Below are 24,192 nucleotides of genomic sequence, written 5' to 3' on the forward strand. Positions count from 1 at the left end.
TATGAAAAAATATGTTTTAAGTTTAGCGCTTCTTGGAAGTTTGCTTGGTGCAAGTGAATTAAAATATCAAGAATTTGATGGTTTTAAAAGCCCTGAAAGTATTTTTGTAGATAAAAACTATGTTTATGTATCTAATGTAGGAGAAAAACTTGAACCTTTGGCGAAAGATAATGATGGATTTATTTCTAAGCTTGATAAAAATGGCAAAGTGCTAGAATATAAATTTTTAACCCATCTTAATGCACCAAAAGGCATGATGGAGATTGGAAAAACTCTTTATGTGGTAGATATCGATGTTTTACGTGGTTTTGATCTTAAAACTAAAAAAGAAATTTTTAATTTACCTATTAAAGGTGCAATCTTTTTAAATGACATAGAAAAATTAGACGACAATACGCTTTTGGTTAGCGATACTGGCACAGGGCTTATTTTAAAGGTTGATTTAAAAACTAAGCAATATGATGAATTATTAAAACTTGATTTAGCAAAATTTGGCGGTCCAAATGGGTTATATCTAGATAGAAAAAAACATAAGCTTTTTATAGCTGGTTATCATCCTGATGGTGTAAGTGGCGGTGTTGTAATGGCTTATGATTTAAATACAAAAGAACTCAGTATAATTAAAAATGAAAAAGAATCTTATGATGGAATAGTTCCTTATAAAGATGGTTTATTGGTAAGTTCTTGGGGAAATAATCTAAATGGATATATTTATAATTTAGATAATGTTAAATCTGTAAAACTTGAACTTCCTTTGATGAAAGGTCCTGCAGATATATTTATTGAAGGTAATATTTTATGGATTCCTAAGATGGCAGAAGGTAAAATATTCAAAGTAGAACTTAACAAATAAGGCTTTTATGGCTTCTTTTAAAAAGATATTTTGGATTAATGTTATTATTGTAGCTTTTAATCTTAGAGCCCCAATTACTGCAGTGGGGCCTATTATTGATATTATTAAAGATAAGTATTATTTAAACTCAACCGTAGCAGGCATACTTACAAGTCTTCCTTTGATAGCTTTTGGAAGTATTTCTTTTATTGTGGGGTATTTTTCTCCTATTCGTGCTATTGTTTTTGGAATTTTTTTAATTTTTTTAGGCGAAATTATTCGTTCTTATTTTGGTGTATATGGCTTATTTTTAGGAATGTTAGCAATGGGCTGTGGTATAGCAATTGCAAATGTTTTACTTCCTAGTTTTATTAAAGAAAAATTTCCAAAAAAAATGGCAAGTATAATGGGAATTTATAGTCTTGTTTTGAGTATTTCTTCGATTATGGGTATTGCTTTAGCTATACCTTTGCTTAGTGTATTTGATTTAGCTGGAGCTATGTTTTTCTGGGCTATTTTTTCTTTTGTAGCTTTAGTAGTTTACTATCCTCAAGCTAAAAATGGTAGATTTTTTCGTATTTAAGAAAAAAGCTCATAAAAAAATCAATCTTTTTATAAATTTAACAACTTGGAAAATTACTCTTTTTATGGGATTTCAAAGTTTTTTAGCTTATTCTTTGTTTTTTTGGTATGTTCAAATTGTTGTAGAAAAAGGATTTGATAAAGAATTTTCTACAAGTATGGTTTTATTTGCTCAACTTGTTGCAGCTCCAGTGTCTCTTTTTGGCCCTTTACTTTTAGGAAAATTAAGACAAAATTTACATACTTTTTACATAGCAGGTTTGTGCAGTATGTATGTGATCGCTTTTGGTATGCTCTTTATTTTTGATAGTAAAATTTCTATTATTATCAGTGCTTTTATCATGGGTTTTCCATGGGGTGGAGTTTTTGGCATTGCGTTGCTTTTTATTGCACAAAAAAGCTCTAATGCTCAAATAGCAGCGAGACTTTCTGCTTTAGCTCAGGGTTTTGGATATTTAATTGCAGCACAAGGACAATGGATTATAGGTTTTTTGCATGACAAATTTGAAAATTTTTCATTTGCTATTTTGATGTTAGTTTTTGTTGGAATTTTAGTAAATATCTTTGGATATTTATCTTATAAAAGTCAAATTATCAAATAAAGCTTTTTGGATTAGCATATCTGCGCCATTTTTTTGGGTTATATTTTGCAATCTTGTAGAAATATTTTCTAGATTTAGTTTTAATATTGACTTAAAAAATTCATCAAGATTAATAGAGTTTTGCATAAAAATTTGACATAAAGCTTGATCTTGTAAAAATTTAGCATTAAAGTATTGATGATTTTTAGCTGCATAAGGATAAGGTATAAAAATAGTGGGCAAAGTATTAGCACAAAGTTCAAAAAGAGTACTTGCACCTGCTCTTGATATAGCTAGATCTGCATTTTTCATTTTTTCTTCCAAATTTAAACTAAAATCAAAAATATCAGCTTGGATATTTAAGCTTTGATAATGTTTTTTGCACTTTTCAAAATCATTTTTTCCACATTGATGGATGATTTTGATATTTTGTTCTTGAAGTTTTGGTGCTAAATTTAAAGCTAGTTCGTTTATAAAGCTAGCTCCTTGTGATCCTCCTAAGAAAATAATATTTTTTAATTCTTTGCGAATCCTAGCATTATCAAAAAATTTATCTGCTACAGGATAAGGGCTAATTTCTTTTTCAAAGGCGCTAAAAAATTTTGTAGCGAAAGGTTTTAAAAGCATATTTAAAGAGCCGCTTTTTGAATTTTGTTCATGTATAAAAAGAGGCAAATGTGAGAATAAAGCCGCAAAAGATGCAGGAGCTGCACTGTATCCACCTACACTAAAAACGGCTTGGATGTGGTATTTTTTAAAAATTTCTCTACAATCTTTGGAGAGTTTTAAGGTGTGGAGTAAAGAACTGATTTTGTCAAATTTGCTTTGATTAACCACTCCTTTAGAGCTTAAAAAAAATTTTTCCTTAAAGCGTACTTCATTTTCAAACCAAGCTTTATCTTGACCATTTTGACTGCCTATGTATACACATTCTATATTTTTTTTAATCGCACTTTCTAATAAGCAACGCACTATGGCCAAATGTCCTCCAGTTCCACCACCTGTTAAAGCTATTGTCATAATTTAACCTTTTTTGAAATCATTAATACATATCCTATGCCTATGCAAATTGCCCACATTGAACTTCCTCCATAGCTTAAAAGTGGAACCGCTACACCTTTTAGTGGAGTAAGAGAAATAATACCAAAAGCATTCATAAAGAAAGAAAAAAGTAAAAGTAAGGCTATGCCTGAACAAAAAATAAAATCTTGTTTAGCTTCACATCTTCCTGCAATTCTAAAAATTCTTAAAATCATCCAAAGATAAATATAGCAAATAACCCCAAGACCTAAAAGTCCTATTTCTTCAGTAATTCCTGAAAGAACAAAGTCAGTATGCACTTCACTTAAAAAGCCTAATTTAAAAGTTCCAAGTCCTAGGCCTTCGCCAAACATTCCTCCATGGGCTATAGCATTTAAAGAGTGTGAAATTTGATAAGGCTCGCTGTTGCTACTTACTCTTAAAGCATTTGCCAGCCAATCAGGAAGCATAGGTAAAAAAGCATCTTGTATATTCCCCCACCAAGAAGCGATTCTTTGAATTCTTCTTTGGTTACTAAAAATTACCATTATACCTATCATCATAATGATTAAAGTTCCAAAAGCAAAAAGTCTTTTACTAGCTCCTGCAAAAAAAGCTAAAGCTAGAATCAAAAAGAAAGAAATTACACTTTGTCCTAAATCGTTTTGAGTGATATAAATATATCCTATAACTATAGAAGCTAAGATACAATAAGGCAGAAGAATTAAAGCCTCGTGTCTGATAGCTTTTTTACTATCATCAATACGCCTTGTATAGCTCCATGCTAAAAAATAAATCAATCCTATTTTAAAAAATTCCACAGGAGAGATAGAGAGTGGGCCTAAGCGTATCCAGCGTTTAGCTCCTCCGCTAGCTGTTGCTAATGCAGAAGGTAAAAATGGCAAAATGATGATAAAGATAAAAGAAATAATCAAAATAGCTAAAATAATTTTTTTAGAAAGTGCTTTATCAGGGTCCAATCGAGAAATAAAAAACATTATAAGTATGCCACTAATTCCAAAAAAAAGCTGACGAATAAAAAAATGAAACTCGCTATAGTCAAGAAAAAGAACAGTAAAAGCTGTAAGAGAGTATGAAAATACTATTCCTATGGTGATTAAAATACAACTTAAATAAAATAATCTTTTATCAGCAACCATTATAATTATAACTTTTCTTTATTGGAATTAAAATTTTAAAAAGTTTTATTATAACTAAAATAAATTAAATTTTTTGCTAAGTTTTTGTAAGGAAAATTTGCTAAAATTAACAATAAAAATATAACAAAAAAGGCAAATTATGAATCAAATCCATAAAATTCTCATAGCAAATAGAGCTGAAATAGCTGTTAGAGTAATCCGTGCTTGTAGAGATTTACATATTAAAAGTGTTGCAGTTTTTACAGAGCCTGATCGTGAATGTTTGCATGTAAAAATCGCAGATGAGGCTTATCGCATAGGAACGGATGCTATAAGAGGATATTTAGATGTTGCTCGTATTGTCGAGATTGCTAAGGCTTGTGGTGCTGATGCGATCCATCCTGGTTATGGATTTTTAAGTGAGAATTACGAATTTGCTAAGGCTTGTGAAGATGCTGGAATTATTTTTATAGGTCCAAAATCTGAAGTAATCCATAAGATGGGAAATAAAAATATCGCTCGTAAGTTAATGGCTAAAAATGGCATACCTATTGTTCCAGGGACTGAAAAATTAAATTCCTATAGCATGGAAGAAATTAAAATTTTTGCTGAGAAGATTGGTTATCCTGTTATTTTAAAAGCTTCAGGTGGTGGAGGTGGACGCGGAATTCGCGTTGTTCATAAAGAACAAGATCTTGAAAATGCCTTTGAATCTTGCAAAAGAGAAGCTTTAACATACTTTAATAATGATGAAGTATTTATGGAAAAATATGTAGTTAATCCCAGACATATAGAATTTCAAATTTTAGGAGATAACTACGGAAATATTATCCATCTTTGTGAAAGGGATTGTTCTATTCAAAGAAGACATCAAAAGGTAATTGAGATAGCACCTTGCCCTGGAATTTCAGATAATCTTAGAAAAACCATGGGTGTTACAGCTGTGGCAGCTGCTAAGGCTGTAGGTTATACAAATGCTGGAACTATAGAGTTTTTGCTTGATGATTATAATCGCTTTTATTTTATGGAAATGAATACAAGAATTCAAGTTGAGCATCCAATTACTGAAGAAATTACAGGTATTGATCTTATTGTAAGACAAATTCGTATTGCAGCAGGAGAAATTTTGGACTTAGAACAAAGCGATATTAAACCTAGGGGTTTTGCTATTGAAGCTAGAATTACTGCTGAAAATGTATGGAAAAATTTTATTCCAAGTCCTGGAAAAATAGGAGAATACTACCCAGCTCTTGGACCATCTGTTAGGGTTGATAGTCATATTTATAAAGACTATACTGTGCCGCCTTATTATGATTCCATGCTTGCAAAGCTTATTATTAAAGCAACAAGTTATGATTTAGCGGTTAATAAACTTGAGCGTGCTTTGAAGGAATTTGTGATTGATGATATTAGAACAACAATACCATTTTTAATTGCCATTACAAAAACAAGAGAATTTAGAAGGGGGTATTTAGACACCTCTTTCATAGAAACACATATGCAAGAATTATTAGAAAAAACAGAAGATCGTCATCAAGAAAATAAAGAAGAAGTTATAGCTGCAATAGCTGCTACGCTTAAAAAAATACGAGAAAGTAGGGAATAATAGATGGATTTTTTAGACAGTCTTAAAAGTATTAAAAAAGAAATGCAAGCTAACACCAATACTTCAAAATTAGCGAAGAAATCAAGCAAGAGTGGTGCAAGTGTAAAAAATTTAGAAAAACTAGCTAAAGATATTCGCGAAAAAAATCAAGAAACAAACATAGATAAGGAAATGCAAGAAATTTTCTTAAAGCAAGAAAAACTACAGGATGAATTTTCCGAATTTATCAAAAATACAGATATTAAGAAAATTTAATGCTTGAGATTGGTTTTTGTACTCTTGAAGATCAGTGTCCTTACTTAAAGGATAAACGTTCAAGAATAGAGTATAAATACATTGAAAATTGCCCTAAAGAAATCAATAATGAGCTAATAAAACGAGGTTGGCGTCGTTTTGGTAGGTATTTTTCACGCCCTATTTGTAAAGATTGTGATGAATGTTTAAGTCTTAGAATTTTAGTTAATGAATATAATTTTTCAAGAAGTGAAAGAAGGGTTGTAAATAAAAATATTAACACCAAAGTTATACTTAGAACGCCCAATTTAAGCAATGAACATTTGTTTTTATATGATAAATACCATCGTTTTATGGAAGAAAAAAAGAACTGGAAGCGTTATGATTTAAGCTTTAAACAGTATTATAATCTTTATGTCGATGGTTTTATGAATTTTGGATATGAGCTTGCATTTTATATAGAAGATAAGCTCGTTTGTGTTGATTTGATTGATATTTTAGAGGATGGAATTTCAAGCATTTATTGTTTTTATGATCCTGATTTTTCGTATTTTTCTTTGGGTAAATTTTCTTTGCTCAATGAAATACAAATAGCTAAAAAAATGAACTTAGATTATATTTATCTTGGGTATTTTGTAAAAAAGTGTCAATCTTTATCTTATAAAGCCGATTATACACCCAATGAAATTTTAAAAGGCACTAAAGAGCTTTTTGAAAATGAGGTTTTATGGGAGAAATAGATGCAAATCGTGCAAACTTTAGAAACTATCAATGTTAATACAGATGATATTAGCGTATTTCAGTATTTTAAAGACTTGATTACCAAAAATTTCACAAAGGTTATAGGACGAAAAAATAAAATTTTTTCTTTTTTTGAAGAAAATGAAATTCCACAGCGCCGTTATTTCTTAAAAGTTTTAGATCAAAAATATCGTAAAAGCACAAATGAAGGTATAGAGAATTTACAAGATGCTCATTTTAAAACTTTTAGATTAATTTTTGAGCAAAATAATATGCTTAAGCCTATGTTGTTTATCAAGATTGATTTTGTTGCGGGTAGAATTTTGATGAAGTTAAGCTCTAATGAAAAATTATTTATTACTTATATAAGAAATTATTTTCAAGATCATAATATAGAATATAATGAAATGACAAATATTCTAATTTTAGAATATAAAAACGAGAATACCCTTGAACTTTTTGAAGCTTTTGCAGATGAGAGCGAGCATTTAAAATATTGCGTGAATTTTGAAGTTGACCGCGAAGAGTATAAAAAATTTCGCCAAAATATTCACAATAAAGAAAATATGAAATGGAAATTTAATGCTTTAGCTAAGCTTTTTAGTAATTATTTTAATACTTTAGAATGCACTCCGCAAAATGATCTTAGTGAAATCAGACAAAAATATTTGATTTTGGTAAAACTTTATCATCCTGATTTTCATCAAGGAAAAAGTGCAATAGAAAAAGCTTACGCAAGAGAACAGTTTGAAAAAATACAAATCGCCTATGATAACTTAAAAGCACTTTATAAGAATAATACTTAAAAAAATTAAATTAATCATTTTGGTTAATTTAATTTTTCTCTCTCATAAATTTTTCTTAATTTGCTATCTAGTTTAAAACAAAATTTAAAAAGTGCAGGTACTACGAGTAAGGTAAGCAAAGTCGAACTTATAAGTCCAAAGATAATGGCTATTGCCATAGGAGAATTAGCTTCATAGCCCGCACCCCTTGAAAGAGCAAGTGGGAGCATAGCAAAAATCATAGCAAAAGTTGTCATCAATATAGCCCTTAAGCGTGATTTTCCAGCGATTAAAAGAGCTTTATCGGGATCTAAACCTTCATGGCATTTTTTATTAGCTACATCTACGAGTAAAATAGCATTTTTCCCCACCATACCAAAAAGTAAGATGATGGCAATAAGTACAAAAAGTGAAAAATTATGCCCTGTGATAAAAAGCCCTATAGAAGCTCCGCCAAAGGCTAAAGGCATGGTTATCATGATGATTAAAGGCAGAATAAAACTTTCATAAAGTGCGGCTAAAACAAGATAAATTAAAACAAAAGCAAGTGCTACTGCCATAGCAAAACCTTGCACGGTTTCACCTAAAAGATTGATAAAGCCTGAAAAAGCATAGCTAAGACTTGGATTGTTATTTAAAATTTTATCCATATTATCTAGTAAAAGTTTTTGCACCGCTCCTAAGGAAAGATCATTCACTCCAGCTGTGATTTTCACAGAGCGGTTTTTATTGTAACGATTGATAGTTTTTAAATCTTTACTGTATATAAAATCCACCACGCTTGAAAGTTCTAAATTTATACCTTGGTTGTTTTTAATGCTAATGCGCTTTAAAGCTTCTATGTTTTTTTTAAATTCTGGAGCAAAACTTAGGATAATATCATCTTTTGAATTGCCTCTATCCATGCTTCCTACGCTAAGTTGCGAGAAAGAATACCCTAAAACCCCAGCGATATATTGAGGATTGACATCTAAAAGTTTGGCTTTTTCTTTGTTGATGTGTAAGGCTACTTCATCTTTTGTAGCATTAGCATTATCGCTTATATCTACAATGCGCGCATTAGTGCCTAAAATTTCTTTTGCCTGAGAAGCAGCTTCTTTTAGAGTGTTTAAATCATCTCCTAAGATTAAAAATTGCACGGGATCATCAATGCCTGCACCCTCTATCTTTGGAAGTTCTAAAATTTTGATTTTTAAACTTTCATCTTGAAATTTTTGACGATATAAACTTACTATGGCACTTTGTCTTAAATTTCTTTCGTCTAAATTTTTAAGTTTAACATAAATTTTAGCCTTTGTAGCATCTTTGGCATCATCATAGCCTACAAGTAAAAAAGCGTATTTGACATTGCTATCATTTTTGATTTTTCCAAGCAAATTTAAACTTTTTTCTTTCATGGCTTCTAAACTTAAATCCTTTTTGCTTTCAAGCAAAACTTGAATTTCACTATCATCTTCCATAGGTAAAAAATCAAGCCCTATGCGAGTGGCTAAAGCAAAAGAAAGCCCTATAAAAACAAGAGTGGCTAGGATAAATTTTACTTTATTTTGTAAAATTTTATAGAGTAAATTTTCATACTTTTGCTCTATTTTTTCAAAAAAAGCTTCTGTTTTTTCATAAAACTTGTTTTCTTTTGGATTTAAAAATCTTGCCCCAATACTAGGTATTAAAAATACAGAAACCAAAAAGCTTATAACTATCCCACTTGCAACGCTTATGCCTAAGGCATTGAAAAAAAGCCCTGATATAGAGTTCATATAAGAAATAGGGATAAAAACACAAAGTAAAACTATACTTATGCTTAAAACGCTAAAACCTATTTCATTGATACCCAAAAAAGCAGCTTGTAAAGGCGGATAAGTTTTTAGTTTTTTAGCAATATTTTCAATCACTACTATAGCATCATCGATAAAAATTCCTATGCTTAAGGTTAAAGCTATAAAAGTTAAGCGGTTTAAATCATAGCCTAAAAGATCGATAATAAAAAAAGTTGAAATGATAGAAGTAGGTATAGCTATGCAAGCAATGAGAGTTGCACTTAAATTTCTTAAAAATAAAAACACGATAACAAGGGTTAGAAAAATCCCCAAAACCATATCAAAAATCACTTGAGAAAGGTGCTTGTGGATATTTAAGCTTTTATCATAAAGCATATTAATGCTTATATCTTTTGGAATTTGTTTTTCTAAAATAGGCAAGGCATTTTTGACATTTTTAATCATTTCAAGGGTGTTATAATTTGTGATTTTTCCAAGTTCTAAAAGCACCCCTTCTTTACCTTCGTATAAAGCACTTTGTTTTTCATCTTCATAAAGGCTTGAAATATTAGCAATATCACTTAAAAATACTCCTGTTTTTATGCGAAGATTGCTAAGTTCTTCTAAATTTGTGGCTTCAAAATAGCCTTTGATGATATAGTTATCTTGATTGTTGTTAAGTTCGCCTAGGGCTTGTTTAAAATTTTGACTTTTGATGATATTTGCTATATCAAGGGCGTTAAGATTGTATTTTCTAAGTTCGTTTGGTTTTAATTCTATGCGAATTTGGGGTTCTAAAAACCCCTTAGCTTCGATTTTACCTACTCCTTCAACTCTTTGCAAAAAAGGTTTTATTTTGTCATTGATTTCACGCATGAGTTGTAATTTATCTTTAGAATATAGAAAAAGTGAAATAGCAGAACCAGAATCTGAACTGATTTTTTCAATTTCAGGCTTAGAAGGTAGGCTTAAAGTTCCTATTTTATCACGCACATCATTGGCAGCTACTTCAAGATTTTTACCCAGTTTAAACTCGACTACACTTACACTAAAATTATCATATGCAGCTGAGGTTATGGTCTTTACTCCATCGATTTCACTTAAAGCATTTTCTATTTCTTTAGTGACTTTTGATTCTACGAAATTTAAATCCCCATTTATCTTGCTTGTGATTTTTATAAGAGGTATGGAAACATTAGGAAATAAATTTACACTCATGCTAAAAGCAGAGATTAGCCCAAAAATCATAAGAGCTAAGAAAAACATTAGCACGGTAATAGGTCGGTTTATAGCTAGTTTAAACATTTTTAATCTTTAGTGATGATTCTACCTTCACCAAAAAGCCCTGGTGTTAGATTTGTAGTTTGCACTTCAGCATAAATTTTTCTTGTTTTTACTTCTATACTTGGATAAATAAGGCTGATTTTTCCTTTCAATTCTGTACCATTTTGATCGATTTTATAAAAGAAATCATCGCCTAATCTAACTTTATCTTTATATTTTTCATCAAAACTTAAAATCAGTTTGCTTTGTGGATAGGAAAAAATTTCTATTAAAGGTTGAGCTACTCCTCCTACTCCTTCGCCCACTTGTATAAATTTGTTTGCGATAATAGCATCATAAGGTGCGCGTAATTCTTTTTTTGCCATGATATTTTTATAATAAGCTATATTGATTTTTGCTCTGTTTAAATTTAAATTAGCAGCATCAAACTTAGCTTTCATATCTTCATAGCTTTGTTTGTCTATAACATTTTCTACAGCTTTGATTTTTTGCATCCTACTTTTGGTATTTTCGTATTCTACAAGGGCAAGTTGATAAGAATTTTGAGCATTTTGAAGAGCTATTTTTTCACTTTCTTGATCAAGAGCAAGTAAAAGTTCTCCTTTGCTGACTTTTTGTCCAATTTCTACAGGAATTTTTTGAACCAAACCTATGCTTTCAAGGGCAAGTTTGCTTTGTTTTGATGCTTCTACATTGAAACTTGCGTAAATTTCTTCGCCAAAGGCGCAATTAAAAACAAGAAGTAAAAATAGAATTTTTTTCATTCTTTAACCTTTGAATTAAGATCTATACCCGCATTAAAATAATAATTTGCTTTAGTAATTTCAAATTCATTTTTAGCAAGCTCTAAATCGCTTTGTGCTTTAAATTTAGCCTCTAAAGCTTGAAGATATTCTACATAAGAAACAAGTCCTGCTTGGTATTTTTTATCTACACTTTCAAAAGCTAAATTTGCAGCATTTAAGCTAAGATTAAGAGCTAAAATTTGTTCTTGTAAAACTTTTAAACTTTTGTCTAAATAATTTAATTCTTCTTTATTTTTTCTCTCGCTAAATCTTGCATTTGCATTGGCTATTTGAACATTTAAACGCTCTTTTTCAATTTCTTTAGCCCTTGCATTGAAATCAAAAATTTTCCATTCCATACCTAAAATAAATTGATTACCTTGAGAATATTTTTCTAAGAATTGATCCGCTAAATTTGCAAAAGGAGCTGGAACTTTTGGATTATAATTGTTTTTATAAAAGTTAAAATTATCTTGAATATAAAATTTTGGAAAATATTCAGCTTTTGCCAAATTTACACTTTCTTTAGCAAGATTGATTTGTTCTTTAGCTATCATTACTTCATAGTTTTGACTTTTTTCTTGTTGCGGATTTTCTAAAAAAGCATTCCCTTGCACTTTAAAATCTGTATCGCTTAAAATTTTAATCTCTTTTTGTATATTGGCAAGTTTTAATTCATTTTGACTGAGCTCTAATAAGCTTAAATGGTATTTAGCCTTAATGCTTTCAAGTTCATCTTTAGGGCTAAGTCCTGCGTCGTAAAATTTTTGCAATCTTTCAAAAGTTGATTTTAAAAAAGATACTTTTTGTTGATTGGCTAGTAAAATTTTTTCAAGACTTAAGGTGTTAAAATAAAGTGTGATTGCATTTAGGGCAAGGTAATTTTTATTTTGTTCTTTGTCTAAAAGGCTTAATTTTTCTCTGCTTTCTAAAACTCTTAAATTAGCCTCTCTAGCACCTCCATCAAAAAGCAAAAAATTAAGAGAAACTTTAGCAAATAAACTTTCTTGTGGATCGATAATGAAGCGATCTTTATTGTTGGCTACATAAGCTGAGCTTAGACTAAGAGAGGGTAGGTAATTTCTAAAAGCTTGTTCTTTGTCTAAATTTGCTTGTTCGCTTTGCATTTGCTTAATGAGATAGGATTCATTATTTTGACTTAGTGCTATAAATTCGTGCAAATTAGAAGCTAACATTGCTAAGGGATAAAGAGCTAAAAATATAGCTGATTTTAAATATTTTTTAAACATTTTGATATTTTAATATACTTTATATAAATTTCAATTGAAGTTTTTTATATAAAATAAAATTTATTTGTTTTAAACATAAATTTTGTTAAAATCCTAGCTTTAAAATTTTATATTTAGGATGAAATTTTGTCGGTAAAAAATATTAGAAATTTTTCTATTATAGCTCATATAGATCATGGAAAATCTACTCTTGCAGATAGGATTATTAGTGAGTGTGGTGCTATTAGCGATAGGCAGATGAGTTCACAAGTTATGGATACTATGGATATAGAAAAAGAGCGTGGTATCACCATAAAAGCACAATCAGTGCGTTTAAATTATAAATTTAATAATGAAAATTTTGTTTTAAATCTTATTGATACTCCTGGCCATGTGGATTTTTCTTATGAAGTGAGTCGTTCTTTGGCAAGTTGTGAAGGAGCTTTGCTTGTAGTAGATGCTTCTCAAGGTGTTGAAGCACAGACTATAGCTAATGTTTATATAGCGCTTGAAAATAATCTTGAAATCATTCCTGTGATTAATAAAATCGATTTACCTAATGCTGATGTTGAGAAAGTAAAGCATGAAATCGAGCATATTATAGGTATAGATTGCAAAGATGCAATTTGTGTGAGTGCAAAAACAGGAGTGGGTATAAAAGAGCTTATAGAAACAATTATTACTAAAATCCCTGCACCAAAAACAGATGATGAAGCTCCTACTAAGGCTTTAATTTATGATTCTTGGTTTGATAATTATTTGGGTGCTTTGGCTTTGGTTAGGATTTATGAAGGAAGTATTGCTAAAAACGATGAAGTTTTAGTCATGAGTACGGATAAAAAACATATAGTTCAAGATCTTTTTTATCCCCACCCTTTAAGTCCAATTAAAACTCAATCTTTACAATCAGGCGAAGTAGGTGTGGTGGTTTTAGGGCTTAAAACCGTAGGTGATGTACAAGTAGGCGATACCATCACTTTGGTAAAAAACAAAGCTAAAGAAGCCATAGGTGGTTTTGAAAAGGCTAAAGCTTTTGTATTTGCGGGACTTTATCCCATAGAAACGGATAAATTTGAAGATTTAAGAGATGCTTTGGATAAATTAAAGCTTAATGATAGTTCTATTACTTATGAGCCTGAAACTTCTTTGGCCTTAGGCTTTGGTTTTAGGGTAGGATTTTTAGGGCTTTTACATATGGAAGTTATCAAAGAAAGGCTTGAGAGAGAATTTAATCTTGATTTGATTGCTACAGCTCCAACTGTGACTTATGAAATTTATCAAACCGATGGAGAGTTTATTAAAATTCAAAATCCTAGCGAGCTTCCTCCTGTTAATAAAATCGATCATATAAAAGAGCCTTATGTTAAAGCTACTATCATTACTCCAAGTGAATTTTTAGGGAATTTAATCACTCTTTTAAATCGCAAAAGAGGAGTACAGGTTAAAATGGACTATATCACACCTGAGCGTGTTTTGCTAGAATATGATGTGCCTTTAAATGAGATTGTGATGGATTTTTATGATAAATTAAAGTCCTTAACAAAAGGTTATGCGAGTTTTGATTATGAGCCTATAGAATTTAGAGTAGGGGATTTGGTAAAACTTGATATTAAGGTAGCGGGTGAAAATGTTGATGCGCTAAGCATTATCGTGCCTAATGAAAAAGCGCAAAGTAAAGGAAGAGAACTTGTTAGTGCTATGAAAGAAATAGTTCCTAGACAGCTTTTTGAAGTGGCCATTCAAGCAAGTATTGGAAATAAAATCATCGCAAGAGAAACTGTTAAATCCATGGGTAAAAATGTGACAGCAAAATGTTATGGTGGGGATATTACTAGAAAAAGAAAGCTTTTAGAAAAGCAAAAAGAAGGTAAAAAAAGAATGAAAGCTATAGGTAAGGTAAATTTACCTCAAGAGGCTTTTTTGAGTGTTTTAAAGATAGATTGATGATAAATTTAAAACTTGGCTTGAAATTTGCTTGTATTTTTAATACAATTTTAAAATAATTTTCTAAGGAGAAAAAATGTTTAAAAAATTTTTGATTTTTATAGTGCCTATTTTATTTTTGAGTGCTTGTGCAACTAAACAAGATACTTTTGCTCAAGTTAATCAAATTTCTAAAAATTCTCAATGCAGTTCTTGTGAAAGTCCTGGTGGTTTTGAAGCAAAGATTAAAGGGCTTTTATATATTAGCGATGTTGGAATTCAATGTTGTGCCAATAAACGCACTTTAGACACTGGTATTGCTTTGAAAAAGGTTTATTTACATAGATTTTATGATTTAAAAGAAGGGCAAAAGGTTTTAAATGCTAAAGGGAAAAAGTTATTTGTTGATGTGAATTTTAATGCGGTATTTTATACTTATTTAAAACAAGAACTTGAAGCTAGAGGAATAGTTGTGCTTGACAATAACGATCAAAATTCACCTTATGTGAGTAAGATTGATTTAGAATTTATATCTTATGGAGCAACTCAAGATGCTATAGGATTACATTCAAAACTAGTAGGAGTTTTACAAGTTAGTGATATAAATAAAAATAAGAAATTTACAATCCGTACCAAGCAAGATGTACAAGGTTTTGATGATTTAAAAGAAACAACTTTTTATACTCATTTGTTAATAAAACAAATGGCAAATAAAGCAGCTAGTTTAATCTCTGAACTTTGAGGTGTATAAATTGCGGAGCTTTTGCTCTGCTTTGCTTTTGTGAATTATGCGAGCTAGAGCTTTCTGAATTTTCCTTAAATGTAAGAAAGCTTGATAATAATTTCAAAGTCTATTCTTTTTATAAATACCATGAAATACAACACTTGCTTCACTCTAAACATTATTTTTATGGTTATTTTGTTTATAAAATGCTTGCTAAATTAAGTTTTGCAAAATTTAAAGATTTTTTTGATCCTAGAATGACAATTAATGTTATAGCTTTAGATGATAAGGTTGAAGATATGCTTTATTCGCATTCTGCTATTTTAGCTAGATATCTTAAAACAAAATTTGTAAAACCTGTTTTTAATGTTTTAAAAGCACAAAATCATATTAAATATTCTGGAAAAAGTTTAGAATTTCGTCAAAAACATAAAAGAAATTACAAACTCTTAAAAACCATTCACGAACCTGTAATTTTAGTAGATGATATTGTAACGACTGGTTCTAGCCTTTTGGAAGCTAAAAAAGTTTTAGAAGAAAATAAAATTTCTGTACTTTTTGCTCTTGTTTTAGCTGATGCAAAAGTTTAATATGCTATAATCAAAACTTTGAACTAATAGAAGGATTTTTATGGAGAATATTTTTAGCAAAGATTCTGATATTGAACTTGTAGATATAGAAAATTCTATAAAAGGTAGTTACTTAGACTATTCTATGAGTGTTATTATAGGTCGTGCTTTGCCTGACGCAAGAGATGGTTTAAAGCCTGTTCATAGAAGAATTTTATATGCTATGCAAAATGATGAGGCAAAAAGTAGAACAGATTTTGTCAAATCAGCCCGTATAGTGGGTGCTGTTATAGGTCGTTATCATCCACATGGAGATATAGCAGTTTATGATGCTTTGGTTAGAATGGCTCAAGATTTTTCTATGAGATATCCAAGTATTACAGGACAAGGCAACTTTGGATCTATAGATGGTGATAGCGCTGCTGCGATGCGTTATACTGAAGCAAAAATGAGTAAACTTTCTCATGAGCTTTTAAAAGATATAGATAAAGATACGGTCGATTTTGTTCCAAATTATGATGGTTCAGAAAGTGAACCTGATGTCTTACCTTCTAGGGTTCCAAATTTATTATTAAATGGTTCAAGTGGTATAGCTGTAGGTATGGCGACAAACATCCCACCTCATAGTTTAAATGAGTTGATAGATGGACTTTTATATTTGCTTGATAGTAAAGATGCAAGCTTAGAAGAGATTATGCAGTTTATCAAAGGTCCAGATTTTCCAACAGGTGGAATAATTTATGGTAAAAAAGGTATTATAGAAGCTTATCGCACAGGGCGTGGTCGCGTGAAAGTGCGCGCTAAAACTCATATTGAAAAAAAGACAAATAAAGATGTTATTGTTATAGATGAGCTTCCTTATCAAACCAATAAAGCTAGGCTTATAGAGCAGATTGCAGAGCTTGTTAAAGAAAAGCAAATTGAAGGAATATCTGAAGTAAGAGATGAGAGCAATAAAGAAGGAATCCGCGTTGTTATAGAGCTTAAACGTGAGGCTATGAGTGAAATTGTTTTAAACAATCTATTTAAATCTACTACTATGGAAAGTACTTTTGGTGTGATTATGTTGGCAATTCACAATAAAGAACCTAAAATTTTCTCTTTGTTAGAACTTTTAAATCTTTTCTTAACCCATAGAAAAACAGTTATTATTAGAAGAACGATTTTTGAACTTCAAAAGGCAAGAGCAAGAGCTCATATTTTAGAAGGTCTTAAAATTGCACTTGATAATATAGATGAAGTGATTGCTTTAATTAAAAATAGTTCTGATAATAATACCGCAAGAGATTCTTTGGTAGCTAAATTTGGTCTTAGTGAGCTTCAAGCCAATGCTATTTTAGATATGAAACTTGGTCGTTTAACAGGACTTGAAAGAGAAAAAATCGAAAATGAACTTGCAGAATTAATGAAAGAAATTGCAAGACTTGAAGAAATTTTAAAAAGTGAAACCTTGCTTGAAAATTTAATTCGCGATGAATTAAAAGAAATTAGAAGTAAATTTGATGTGCCACGTATTACTCAAATTGAAGATGATTATGATGATATTGATATTGAAGATTTGATTCCTAATGAAAATATGGTTGTAACTATTACGCATCGTGGTTATATTAAGCGTGTGCCTAGTAAACAATATGAAAAGCAAAAACGAGGCGGAAAAGGAAAATTAGCCGTTACGACTTATGATGATGATTTTATAGAAAGTTTCTTTACGGCAAATACACATGATACACTTATGTTTGTAACAGATCGTGGACAGCTTTATTGGCTTAAAGTTTATAAAATTCCTGAAGGCTCAAGAACGGCTAAAGGAAAAGCAGTGGTAAATCTTATTAATTTACAAGCTGAAGAAAAAATCATGGCTATTATTCCAACCACGGATTTTGATGAGAGTAAATCTTTATGTTTCTTTACTAAAAATGGTATTGTAAAGCGTACAAATTTGAGTGAATATCAAAATATCAGAAGTGTGGGAGTTAGAGCGATCAACTTGGATGAAAATGATGAGTTGGTAACTGCTATTATTGTTCAAAGAGATGAAGATGAAATTTTTGCCACTGGTGGTGAAGAAAATTTAGAAAATCAAGAAATTGAAAATTTAGATGATGAAAATCTTGAAAATGAAGAAAGTGTAAGCACACAAGGTAAAATGCTCTTTGCAGTAACCAAAAAAGGTATGTGTATCAAATTCCCACTTGCTAAAGTGCGTGAAATCGGCCGTGTAAGTCGTGGGGTGACGGCTATTAAGTTTAAAGAGAAAAATGACGAATTAGTAGGTGCAGTTGTTATAGAAAATGATGAGCAAGAAATTTTAAGCATAAGTGCAAAAGGTATAGGAAAACGCACAAATGCTGGAGAATATAGATTGCAAAGCAGAGGTGGTAAGGGTGTAATTTGTATGAAACTTACAGAAAAAACCAAAGATCTTATTAGCGTAGTTATAGTAGATGAAACTATGGATTTGATGGCTCTTACAAGTTCAGGCAAGATGATACGTGTTGATATGCAAAGCATTAGAAAAGCAGGGCGTAATACGAGTGGTGTCATTGTAGTTAATGTGGAAAATGACGAGGTGGTTAGCATCGCTAAGTGTCCTAAAGAGGAAAATGATGAGGATGAGTTAAGCGATGAAAACTTTGGTTTAGATTTGTAATAAGTTTAAAGTTGGAACGCTTATTGCTTTTTATTTTTTACTAATTACAATATTTTGAAGGTGTAAAAATGAAAAAAATTTATTTTATGCTAGCAATAGCAGGAATTTTCGCTGGTTGTGTATCAAGTGCAAACAGTGCAACTAAAAATTCAAGTGCAAATAGCACTGCCCCATCTCAAGATGTTATCGTGCAAAAAGTCGATAAAGATGATGTGCGTGATATTATCAGAGAAGAAAAAATGTTGGCTCCAGATGCTAGCGAAACGGAACTTAGTTTTACAGCAGTTGGTGAAGGGATTGCTCCGATGAATACAGTTTCTACTGCTCAAGCCCTAGCTTTAGCAAAAAGAGCAGCGATTACAGATGCTTACAGACAGCTTGCAAGTAAGCTTTATGGTGTGAAAGTGAATGGTAAAGACACCGTAAAAGATGCAATGCTTAGAAGTTCAACTATTACTGCGCAAGTAAATGGTTTGATAAAAAATGCAAGTATTATTGATCAGAATTTTAATCAAGGGCTTTATAGGGTAAACTTAGAACTTAAAATCGATGCAGACAAGTGGAAAGAATTGTTTGCTTATTAATCTTTCTTAGCTTTAAGCTTTTTGCCCAAGATGAATTTATTTTTTGGGCAGAGCTTTCTAGTAAAAATTTCATTCTCTTTCATCAAAATCAAAATTTATCCTTAGCAATGACGCAAAGCGAAAATGTTGAAGAACAATGGGTATGTGAAATTTCTTATAGTGATCAAGATTTAAAAGTTTTACCTCGAACTTCTTTAGGATTGATTGATGATAATATGCCAAAAACAATTAAATTTAATTTTTTAAATTCTCATAAAGATGAGTTAAGCGATTGCTTTATAGGGGCTAGAATCAGTGTTAAGGATATTGTTAATACTGACTTATTACGTGCTCAAAGTGAAACTTATGTTAAAATTTTACCCTTGCGTTTTACCGTGGAATTTGGCGAACAAAATGCGATAATTTATTATCTTAAAAAAAAGTAAATTCAAAATTAAGCGCAAATTGGATACTATAGTAGAAATTTTTTAAAAGGCTTAGGATGAATTTAGTCATAGTAGAAGATGATATTAATATGCGCAAATCCTTAGAAATTGCATTAGCAGAGTATGAAGAATTTAATATTAAATCTTATAAATCTGCTACTGAAGCTTTAAAAAAAATAGATGAGAATACAGATTTGATTATTACAGATATTAATATGCCAGGAATTGATGGTATAGAATTTGTTAAAGCCTGTGAAAATAAATATGATTTTATTATTATGACAGGAAATGCTACTTTAAGCCGTGCTATAGAAGCGGTTCGTTTGGGAGTAAAAGATTTTTTAACCAAGCCTTTTGATGTTGATACTTTAGTCGAGGCTATTAAGCGTGCTAAAATCATAAGAGAAAAAACAGCCGATAAAAAAAGCAAAAAAAATGAAAAAAAAGAAGAAAATAAAGATTTTTTTTCAACTTCTCCTAATTTAGAAAAAACATTAAATTTAAGTCAAAAAGCGGCTAAAACTGATGCCTCTGTAATGTTTTTTGGAGAGAGTGGAGTAGGAAAAGAGGTATTTTCTCGTTATATTCACACTCATTCTAAACGCTCTAATAAGCCTTTTGTTGCTATTAATATGGCAGCCATTCCTGCAAATTTGATTGAAAGTGAGCTTTTTGGTTTTGAAAAAGGTGCTTTTACTGATGCTAATGCAACTAAAATAGGGCTTTTTGAAATGGCTAATGAGGGCACTTTATTTTTAGATGAAATTGGCGAAATGCCTTATGAAATTCAAGCCAAACTTTTAAGAGCTTTGCAAGAAAAAGAAATTACGCGACTTGGAAGTACAAAAAGCATCAAAATAGATGTAAGAATTATCAGTGCAACTAATGCAAATTTGGATGAAAAAATAAAAAATGGCGAATTTCGTTCAGATTTATATTATCGTTTAAACACTGTTCCTATTAATATCCCGCCTTTAAGAGAGCGTAAAGAAGAAATTTTAGGTATAGCTCAAAAGGTTTTAGAAGATACTTGTAAAGAATATGATTTTAAGGAAAAACAGCTCAGTCAAGAAGCTAAAAATGCTTTACTTGAATATAATTTTCCTGGTAATATTAGAGAATTAATATCCGTTGTACAAAGAGCTTGTATTTTAAGTGAAAATGATGAAATTTCAAGTGAAGATTTGTTCTTAGAAGCTAGAAGTATAAAAAAAGATGTAAAGAATTTAGAAAAAGAATTGATTTGTGAAGTTCTTTTAAGTGTAGATTATGACAAGGATCAAGCTTCTCAAATTTTAGGTATGGATATAAAAATTTTAAATGAAAAAATTAAAAAATATCAAATAAAGGATAAGTAATGTCAAAAAAACAAAAAATAGCCATTGTGGGTGCTACTGGTGCGGTTGGGGAAGAGCTTTTAAATGTTTTAGATGAACTTGATTTCCCAGTGGAAAGTATTTTACCTTTAGCAAGTGCAAAAAGTGTAGGTAGTGAAGTAGAATTTAAAGGCAAAGCTTATAAAGTCAAAGAACTTACCGAAAATGTATTTAAAGAAAATCCTATTGATATTGCTTTTTTTAGCGCAGGTGGAAGTGTGAGTGAAAAATATGCTAAATTTGCAGTAGAATCAGGTGCTATTGTAATTGATAATACAAGTCATTTTAGAATGGAAAAAGATGTTCCTTTGGTGGTTCCTGAATGCAATCCTGAGGATATTAAAGATTGGAAAAAAACAGGGATTATTGCTAATCCAAATTGTTCTACTATACAAATGGTGCAAGTTTTAAAACCTTTAAATGATGCATTTAATTTAAAGCGTGTTGATGTAAGTACCTATCAGGCTGCAAGTGGAGCGGGAAAAGAAGGAATGCAAGAATTGGTTGAAGCCATGCAAAGTTTTTTTGCTTTTAAACTTGATGAATTTGAACCTCAAACTTTTCCTTATACTTTGGCACTTAATCTTATTCCACAAATTGATGTTTTTATGGATAATGATTACACTAAAGAAGAACTTAAAATGGTCAATGAAACTCAAAAAATTTTACATAAAAATTTAGAAGTTTCGGCAACTTGTGTAAGAGTGCCTGTTTTAAGAAGTCATAGCGAAGCCATTACTATGCATTTTGAAAAAGAAATAGATGTAAAAAAAGCTAAAGAAATTTTAGAAAAAGCACCAAGTGTTATTGTCATAGATGATCCTAAAAATAAAAAATACCCTATGCCCTTAATGACTAGCGATACTAATGAAACTTATGTAGGAAGAATTCGTGCTGATGTGTATGATAAAAAAATACTCCATCTTTGGTGTGTGGCGGATCAAATTCGTGTAGGTGCTGCAACAAATGCTGTGCGTATTGCGCAAAAATGGTTAGAATTAAAAAATAAATAAGGAAAAAAATGTTAGAGAAAATATTTGAATCTTTACTTGTTAGAAGTCGTATTGTTACAATTTTACCCGTAATTTTTGGTTTAATTGGAGCTTTTGTATTGTTTTTTATTGCAAGTTATGATGTTTTAAAAGTTATATTTTATACTTATAATTATTTTTTTGATGCAGGTTCTAATGTGGATTTGCATGAGGATGTGGTGGCTTTAATTATAGGAGCTGTTGATCTTTATCTTATGGCTTTAGTTTTGTTTATTTTTTCTTTTGGAGTTTATGAGCTTTTTATCAGCGAAATAGAAGAATTTAAACAAACAAAACAAAGCAAGGTTTTAGAGGTGCATAGCTTAGATCAATTAAAAGACAAGCTTGCAAAAGTTATCATTATGGTCTTAGTGGTAAATTTCTTTCAAAGGGTTTTACAGATGAAATTTGCTACTCCTGTGGATATGGCTTTTCTTGCTGGATCGATTTTAGCTCTTTGTGTAGGACTTTATTTTTTACACAAAGGTGGTCATTAACAAGGATTATCTTTTTTTGATATAATCGTTTTTTTGTGTTTAAAGAATAAAAATGAAAAAAATATTTTTAATTGGTATGATTTTAAATCATTTTGTTTTTGCAGCTCCGTTAGATGAAGTCTTTAAAGATATAGAAGTTTCAGGGACTGTTCGTTATCGCTATGATATTAAAAAAGAAAAAAAATACAACAAAAAAACACATAGATATCAAAATAAAACACAAACAGAAATTACAATAAAATAAGGAAAATCATGATTGCACGCTGGTTGTTTATTAGTTCAATATTTGTTGTTGCGCTTTTTGGTATTAACTTGAAATCATTTTTTACTTATACCTTTGATGCAAATAAGCAATATGATATGGAAAAAGCGAAGGCTTTGTATTTTCAAAATAAATGCAATACTTGCCATGGAGATAATGCTGAAAAGAGTGTTATAGGATCTAGAATTTTAAAAGATATGTCTCCTGAGGATATTAAAGGAGCTTTGATAGGTTATACTCTTGATAGTAGCAGTTCTACAACAGCTTCTCAAATGGCTTTTTATGCTAGAAATTTAAGCCACGAGGATATAGATAATATTATTGCTTATATTAAAGGTGGAAATTTTGCGCTTGATTTGCAAGTAAAAGATCTTCTTGAAGAAGAACCTGCGCAAAAAACAAAACATAATATATTTCTAAAATAAAATGTAAAAACTATAATTAAAAGGAATACTATGAAAAAACTAACTTTAACTTTAAGTGTTTTAACTATGGTAAATTGCTTATATGCTAAGGATATTAATATAGGAGTAGTTTTACCTTTAACTGGAACTGTGGCAGCTTATGGGCAAGATGTTTTTAACGGAATTGAACTGGCTAATAAGCTACAGCCAAAACTTTCAAATGGAGATGTTATTAAACTTATCACAATAGATACAAAAGGAGATAAGCTTGAAACTTCAAATGGAGTTAATCGTTTAATAGCAACAGATAAAGTCCTTGGGATTATTGGTGAAGCTACAACTCCAAATACCATTCAAGCTATTTCTATAGCAGAAGAGAAAAAAATTCCCCTAATAGCTCCAGTGGCATCTGGAGATAAATTGCTAGATAAAAAGAAATATGCAAGTAGAGTTTGTTTTAAAGATAGTTTTCAAGGAGATAAATTTGCTACTTATGTATCTAAGGATTTAGGACTTAAAAATGCTGTTATCATCATAGATCAAAGCAATGTTTATTCTTTAGGTTTGGCAAGAGCTTTTGAAAATTCTTTTAAGAATAATGGTGGGAAAATTATAAAAAAACTTGTTATTAATTCAGGAGATAAAGATTTTAGAGCTGTGGTTTCTCAACTTAAGAGTTTAAATCCTGATTTTGTTTATATGCCTATTTATCATCCTGAAGCTGCTTTAATTGCGAGACAAGCAAGACAAATTGGTTTTGATAAACTTTTAGCAGCAGGAGATGGTGTTAACAATCAAACTTTTATAGATCTTGGCGGAAGTGCTGTTAATGGAGTAATTTTCACTGATAGTTTTGATTATAACAATCCATCTACACAATTAGGAAAAGATTTTGTTGCAGCTTATGAGAAAGTTAAAGGAACAAAAGAACTTCCAGCATTTTCGGCTATGGGGGCTGATGCGTATTTTGTAATGTTAAATGCTATGAATGCTTGCGTTGGTAATCTTAGCAGCGAATGTATTAATAGCAAAATTCATCAAACTAAAGATTTTCAAGCTGTTGGTGGTGTGATTAGCATAGATGAAAGCGGTAATGCCATTCGTTCTGTTGTGATTAAAGAAATTCAAAATCAAAAACAAAATTATAAAACAATTATAAATCCATAATTACT

Annotated in this window: 22 protein-coding genes and 1 pseudogene; 18 read left to right on the plus strand and 5 right to left on the minus strand. The window is 30.5% G+C overall.

What is annotated here, in order from left to right; genetic code table 11:
- Window position 1 precedes the first annotated feature (1 nt).
- Window positions 2-853, plus strand: a complete 852-nt coding sequence (locus FBF15_RS04290) for an ATP-binding protein (RefSeq protein ID WP_002918514.1) — start codon at window positions 2-4, stop codon at window positions 851-853.
- 7 nt (window positions 854-860) lie between these two features.
- Window positions 861-2,016, plus strand: a pseudogene (locus FBF15_RS09430) (CynX/NimT family MFS transporter).
- Here FBF15_RS09430 and murG read toward each other — a convergent pair.
- Window positions 1,987-3,015: an undecaprenyldiphospho-muramoylpentapeptide beta-N-acetylglucosaminyltransferase gene (gene murG / locus FBF15_RS04310; RefSeq protein WP_002852970.1), complete on the minus strand. Its 1,029-nt coding sequence runs from the start codon at window positions 3,013-3,015 to the stop codon at window positions 1,987-1,989. The pseudogene FBF15_RS09430 and the gene murG sit on opposite strands and share 30 nt — an antisense overlap.
- Window positions 3,012-4,175 carry a putative lipid II flippase FtsW gene (ftsW, locus tag FBF15_RS04315; RefSeq protein ID WP_002853553.1) on the minus strand — a complete coding sequence of 388 codons (1,164 nt, stop codon included), beginning with the start codon at window positions 4,173-4,175 and terminating at the stop codon, window positions 3,012-3,014. The genes murG and ftsW overlap by 4 nt, the downstream gene beginning before the upstream one ends.
- Window positions 4,176-4,314: 139 nt before the next feature.
- Here ftsW and FBF15_RS04320 point away from each other — a divergent pair, with 139 nt between their 5' ends.
- The 4 genes from FBF15_RS04320 to FBF15_RS04335 are packed head-to-tail and all read left to right on the plus strand — an operon-like array spanning window position 4,315 to window position 7,541.
- Window positions 4,315-5,760 (plus strand): acetyl-CoA carboxylase subunit A, encoded by a 1,446-nt coding sequence (locus FBF15_RS04320; RefSeq protein ID WP_002856595.1) that lies wholly within the window; start codon window positions 4,315-4,317, stop codon window positions 5,758-5,760.
- 3 nt (window positions 5,761-5,763) lie between these two features.
- Complete coding sequence (locus tag FBF15_RS04325) at window positions 5,764-6,015, plus strand: hypothetical protein (protein ID WP_002853000.1); 252 nt, start codon at window positions 5,764-5,766, stop codon at window positions 6,013-6,015.
- Window positions 6,015-6,734, plus strand: a complete 720-nt coding sequence (locus FBF15_RS04330) for an arginyltransferase (RefSeq protein ID WP_002853863.1) — start codon at window positions 6,015-6,017, stop codon at window positions 6,732-6,734. The genes FBF15_RS04325 and FBF15_RS04330 overlap by 1 nt, the downstream gene beginning before the upstream one ends.
- Window positions 6,735-7,541 (plus strand): adenylosuccinate lyase, encoded by an 807-nt coding sequence (locus FBF15_RS04335; RefSeq protein ID WP_002852998.1) that lies wholly within the window; start codon window positions 6,735-6,737, stop codon window positions 7,539-7,541.
- Window positions 7,542-7,564: 23 nt separating this feature from the next.
- On the opposite strand, the gene cmeF is transcribed toward FBF15_RS04335, so the two are convergent.
- Genes cmeF through cmeD form a run of 3 tightly spaced genes read right to left on the minus strand, consistent with a single transcriptional unit; the run spans window position 7,565 to window position 12,596 of the window.
- A complete protein-coding gene (gene cmeF, locus FBF15_RS04340; protein ID WP_038817036.1) occupies window positions 7,565-10,582 on the minus strand; it encodes a multidrug efflux RND transporter permease subunit CmeF in 3,018 nt (1,005 codons plus the stop codon).
- Between the two features lie 2 nt (window positions 10,583-10,584).
- Window positions 10,585-11,325, minus strand: a complete 741-nt coding sequence (cmeE, locus tag FBF15_RS04345) for a multidrug efflux RND transporter periplasmic adaptor subunit CmeE (protein WP_038817035.1) — start codon at window positions 11,323-11,325, stop codon at window positions 10,585-10,587.
- Window positions 11,322-12,596, minus strand: coding sequence for a multidrug efflux RND transporter outer membrane subunit CmeD (cmeD, locus tag FBF15_RS04350; protein ID WP_165434583.1), 1,275 nt, complete (start codon window positions 12,594-12,596; stop codon window positions 11,322-11,324). The genes cmeE and cmeD overlap by 4 nt, the downstream gene beginning before the upstream one ends.
- A gap of 126 nt (window positions 12,597-12,722) precedes the next feature.
- On the opposite strand from cmeD, the gene lepA reads away from it, so the two are divergent.
- From lepA to FBF15_RS04410, 12 genes are all read left to right on the plus strand, one after another.
- Complete coding sequence (gene lepA, locus FBF15_RS04355; protein WP_002868661.1) at window positions 12,723-14,519, plus strand: translation elongation factor 4; 1,797 nt, start codon at window positions 12,723-12,725, stop codon at window positions 14,517-14,519.
- 76 nt (window positions 14,520-14,595) lie between these two features.
- Window positions 14,596-15,240 carry an outer membrane lipoprotein MapA gene (gene mapA, locus FBF15_RS04360; RefSeq protein WP_002852941.1) on the plus strand — a complete coding sequence of 215 codons (645 nt, stop codon included), beginning with the start codon at window positions 14,596-14,598 and terminating at the stop codon, window positions 15,238-15,240.
- Complete coding sequence (locus FBF15_RS04365; RefSeq protein WP_002853564.1) at window positions 15,237-15,812, plus strand: ComF family protein; 576 nt, start codon at window positions 15,237-15,239, stop codon at window positions 15,810-15,812. Before mapA ends, FBF15_RS04365 begins: the two co-directional genes overlap by 4 nt.
- Before the next feature lie 40 nt (window positions 15,813-15,852).
- Window positions 15,853-18,441, plus strand: coding sequence for a DNA topoisomerase (ATP-hydrolyzing) subunit A (gyrA, locus tag FBF15_RS04370; RefSeq protein ID WP_002859180.1), 2,589 nt, complete (start codon window positions 15,853-15,855; stop codon window positions 18,439-18,441).
- Window positions 18,442-18,509: 68 nt separating this feature from the next.
- The gene (flgP, locus tag FBF15_RS04375; RefSeq protein ID WP_002859181.1) at window positions 18,510-19,025 is read left to right on the plus strand and encodes a flagellar assembly lipoprotein FlgP; all 516 of its coding nucleotides are present in this window, start codon (window positions 18,510-18,512) and stop codon (window positions 19,023-19,025) included.
- Window positions 19,001-19,450 (plus strand): flagellar assembly protein FlgQ, encoded by a 450-nt coding sequence (flgQ, locus tag FBF15_RS04380; protein ID WP_002852929.1) that lies wholly within the window; start codon window positions 19,001-19,003, stop codon window positions 19,448-19,450. Before flgP ends, flgQ begins: the two co-directional genes overlap by 25 nt.
- A 56-nt stretch (window positions 19,451-19,506) precedes the next feature.
- Window positions 19,507-20,808: a fla regulon two-component system response regulator gene (gene flgR, locus FBF15_RS04385; protein WP_002888258.1), complete on the plus strand. Its 1,302-nt coding sequence runs from the start codon at window positions 19,507-19,509 to the stop codon at window positions 20,806-20,808.
- Window positions 20,808-21,839, plus strand: a complete 1,032-nt coding sequence (locus FBF15_RS04390) for an aspartate-semialdehyde dehydrogenase (protein ID WP_002859182.1) — start codon at window positions 20,808-20,810, stop codon at window positions 21,837-21,839. The genes flgR and FBF15_RS04390 overlap by 1 nt, the downstream gene beginning before the upstream one ends.
- Before the next feature lie 8 nt (window positions 21,840-21,847).
- Window positions 21,848-22,354 carry a YqhA family protein gene (locus FBF15_RS04395; RefSeq protein WP_002852919.1) on the plus strand — a complete coding sequence of 169 codons (507 nt, stop codon included), beginning with the start codon at window positions 21,848-21,850 and terminating at the stop codon, window positions 22,352-22,354.
- 52 nt (window positions 22,355-22,406) lie between these two features.
- A complete protein-coding gene (locus FBF15_RS04400) occupies window positions 22,407-22,598 on the plus strand; it encodes a mini-MOMP protein (protein WP_002853004.1) in 192 nt (63 codons plus the stop codon).
- A gap of 8 nt (window positions 22,599-22,606) precedes the next feature.
- Window positions 22,607-23,041, plus strand: a complete 435-nt coding sequence (locus FBF15_RS04405) for a c-type cytochrome (RefSeq protein ID WP_002853050.1) — start codon at window positions 22,607-22,609, stop codon at window positions 23,039-23,041.
- Window positions 23,042-23,071: 30 nt separating this feature from the next.
- Window positions 23,072-24,187, plus strand: coding sequence for an ABC transporter substrate-binding protein (locus FBF15_RS04410; protein WP_002859183.1), 1,116 nt, complete (start codon window positions 23,072-23,074; stop codon window positions 24,185-24,187).
- Window positions 24,188-24,192 lie beyond the last annotated feature (5 nt).

This window comes from Campylobacter sp. CFSAN093233 (genome assembly GCF_011068165.1).
GTDB classification, from domain to species: Bacteria; Campylobacterota; Campylobacteria; order Campylobacterales; family Campylobacteraceae; genus Campylobacter_D; species Campylobacter_D jejuni.

Coding starts and splice junctions, on each gene's coding strand:
- FBF15_RS04290 (WP_002918514.1), top strand. CDS start 2: ATGAAAAAATATGTTTTAAGTTTAGCGCTTCTTGGAAGTTTGCTTGGT.
- murG (WP_002852970.1), bottom strand. CDS start 3,015: ATGACAATAGCTTTAACAGGTGGTGGAACTGGAGGACATTTGGCCATA.
- ftsW (WP_002853553.1), bottom strand. CDS start 4,175: ATGGTTGCTGATAAAAGATTATTTTATTTAAGTTGTATTTTAATCACC.
- FBF15_RS04320 (WP_002856595.1), top strand. CDS start 4,315: ATGAATCAAATCCATAAAATTCTCATAGCAAATAGAGCTGAAATAGCT.
- FBF15_RS04325 (WP_002853000.1), top strand. CDS start 5,764: ATGGATTTTTTAGACAGTCTTAAAAGTATTAAAAAAGAAATGCAAGCT.
- FBF15_RS04330 (WP_002853863.1), top strand. CDS start 6,015: ATGCTTGAGATTGGTTTTTGTACTCTTGAAGATCAGTGTCCTTACTTA.
- FBF15_RS04335 (WP_002852998.1), top strand. CDS start 6,735: ATGCAAATCGTGCAAACTTTAGAAACTATCAATGTTAATACAGATGAT.
- cmeF (WP_038817036.1), bottom strand. CDS start 10,582: ATGTTTAAACTAGCTATAAACCGACCTATTACCGTGCTAATGTTTTTC.
- cmeE (WP_038817035.1), bottom strand. CDS start 11,325: ATGAAAAAAATTCTATTTTTACTTCTTGTTTTTAATTGCGCCTTTGGC.
- cmeD (WP_165434583.1), bottom strand. CDS start 12,596: ATGTTTAAAAAATATTTAAAATCAGCTATATTTTTAGCTCTTTATCCC.
- mapA (WP_002852941.1), top strand. CDS start 14,596: ATGTTTAAAAAATTTTTGATTTTTATAGTGCCTATTTTATTTTTGAGT.
- gyrA (WP_002859180.1), top strand. CDS start 15,853: ATGGAGAATATTTTTAGCAAAGATTCTGATATTGAACTTGTAGATATA.
- flgP (WP_002859181.1), top strand. CDS start 18,510: ATGAAAAAAATTTATTTTATGCTAGCAATAGCAGGAATTTTCGCTGGT.
- flgR (WP_002888258.1), top strand. CDS start 19,507: ATGAATTTAGTCATAGTAGAAGATGATATTAATATGCGCAAATCCTTA.
- FBF15_RS04390 (WP_002859182.1), top strand. CDS start 20,808: ATGTCAAAAAAACAAAAAATAGCCATTGTGGGTGCTACTGGTGCGGTT.
- FBF15_RS04395 (WP_002852919.1), top strand. CDS start 21,848: ATGTTAGAGAAAATATTTGAATCTTTACTTGTTAGAAGTCGTATTGTT.
- FBF15_RS04400 (WP_002853004.1), top strand. CDS start 22,407: ATGAAAAAAATATTTTTAATTGGTATGATTTTAAATCATTTTGTTTTT.
- FBF15_RS04405 (WP_002853050.1), top strand. CDS start 22,607: ATGATTGCACGCTGGTTGTTTATTAGTTCAATATTTGTTGTTGCGCTT.
- FBF15_RS04410 (WP_002859183.1), top strand. CDS start 23,072: ATGAAAAAACTAACTTTAACTTTAAGTGTTTTAACTATGGTAAATTGC.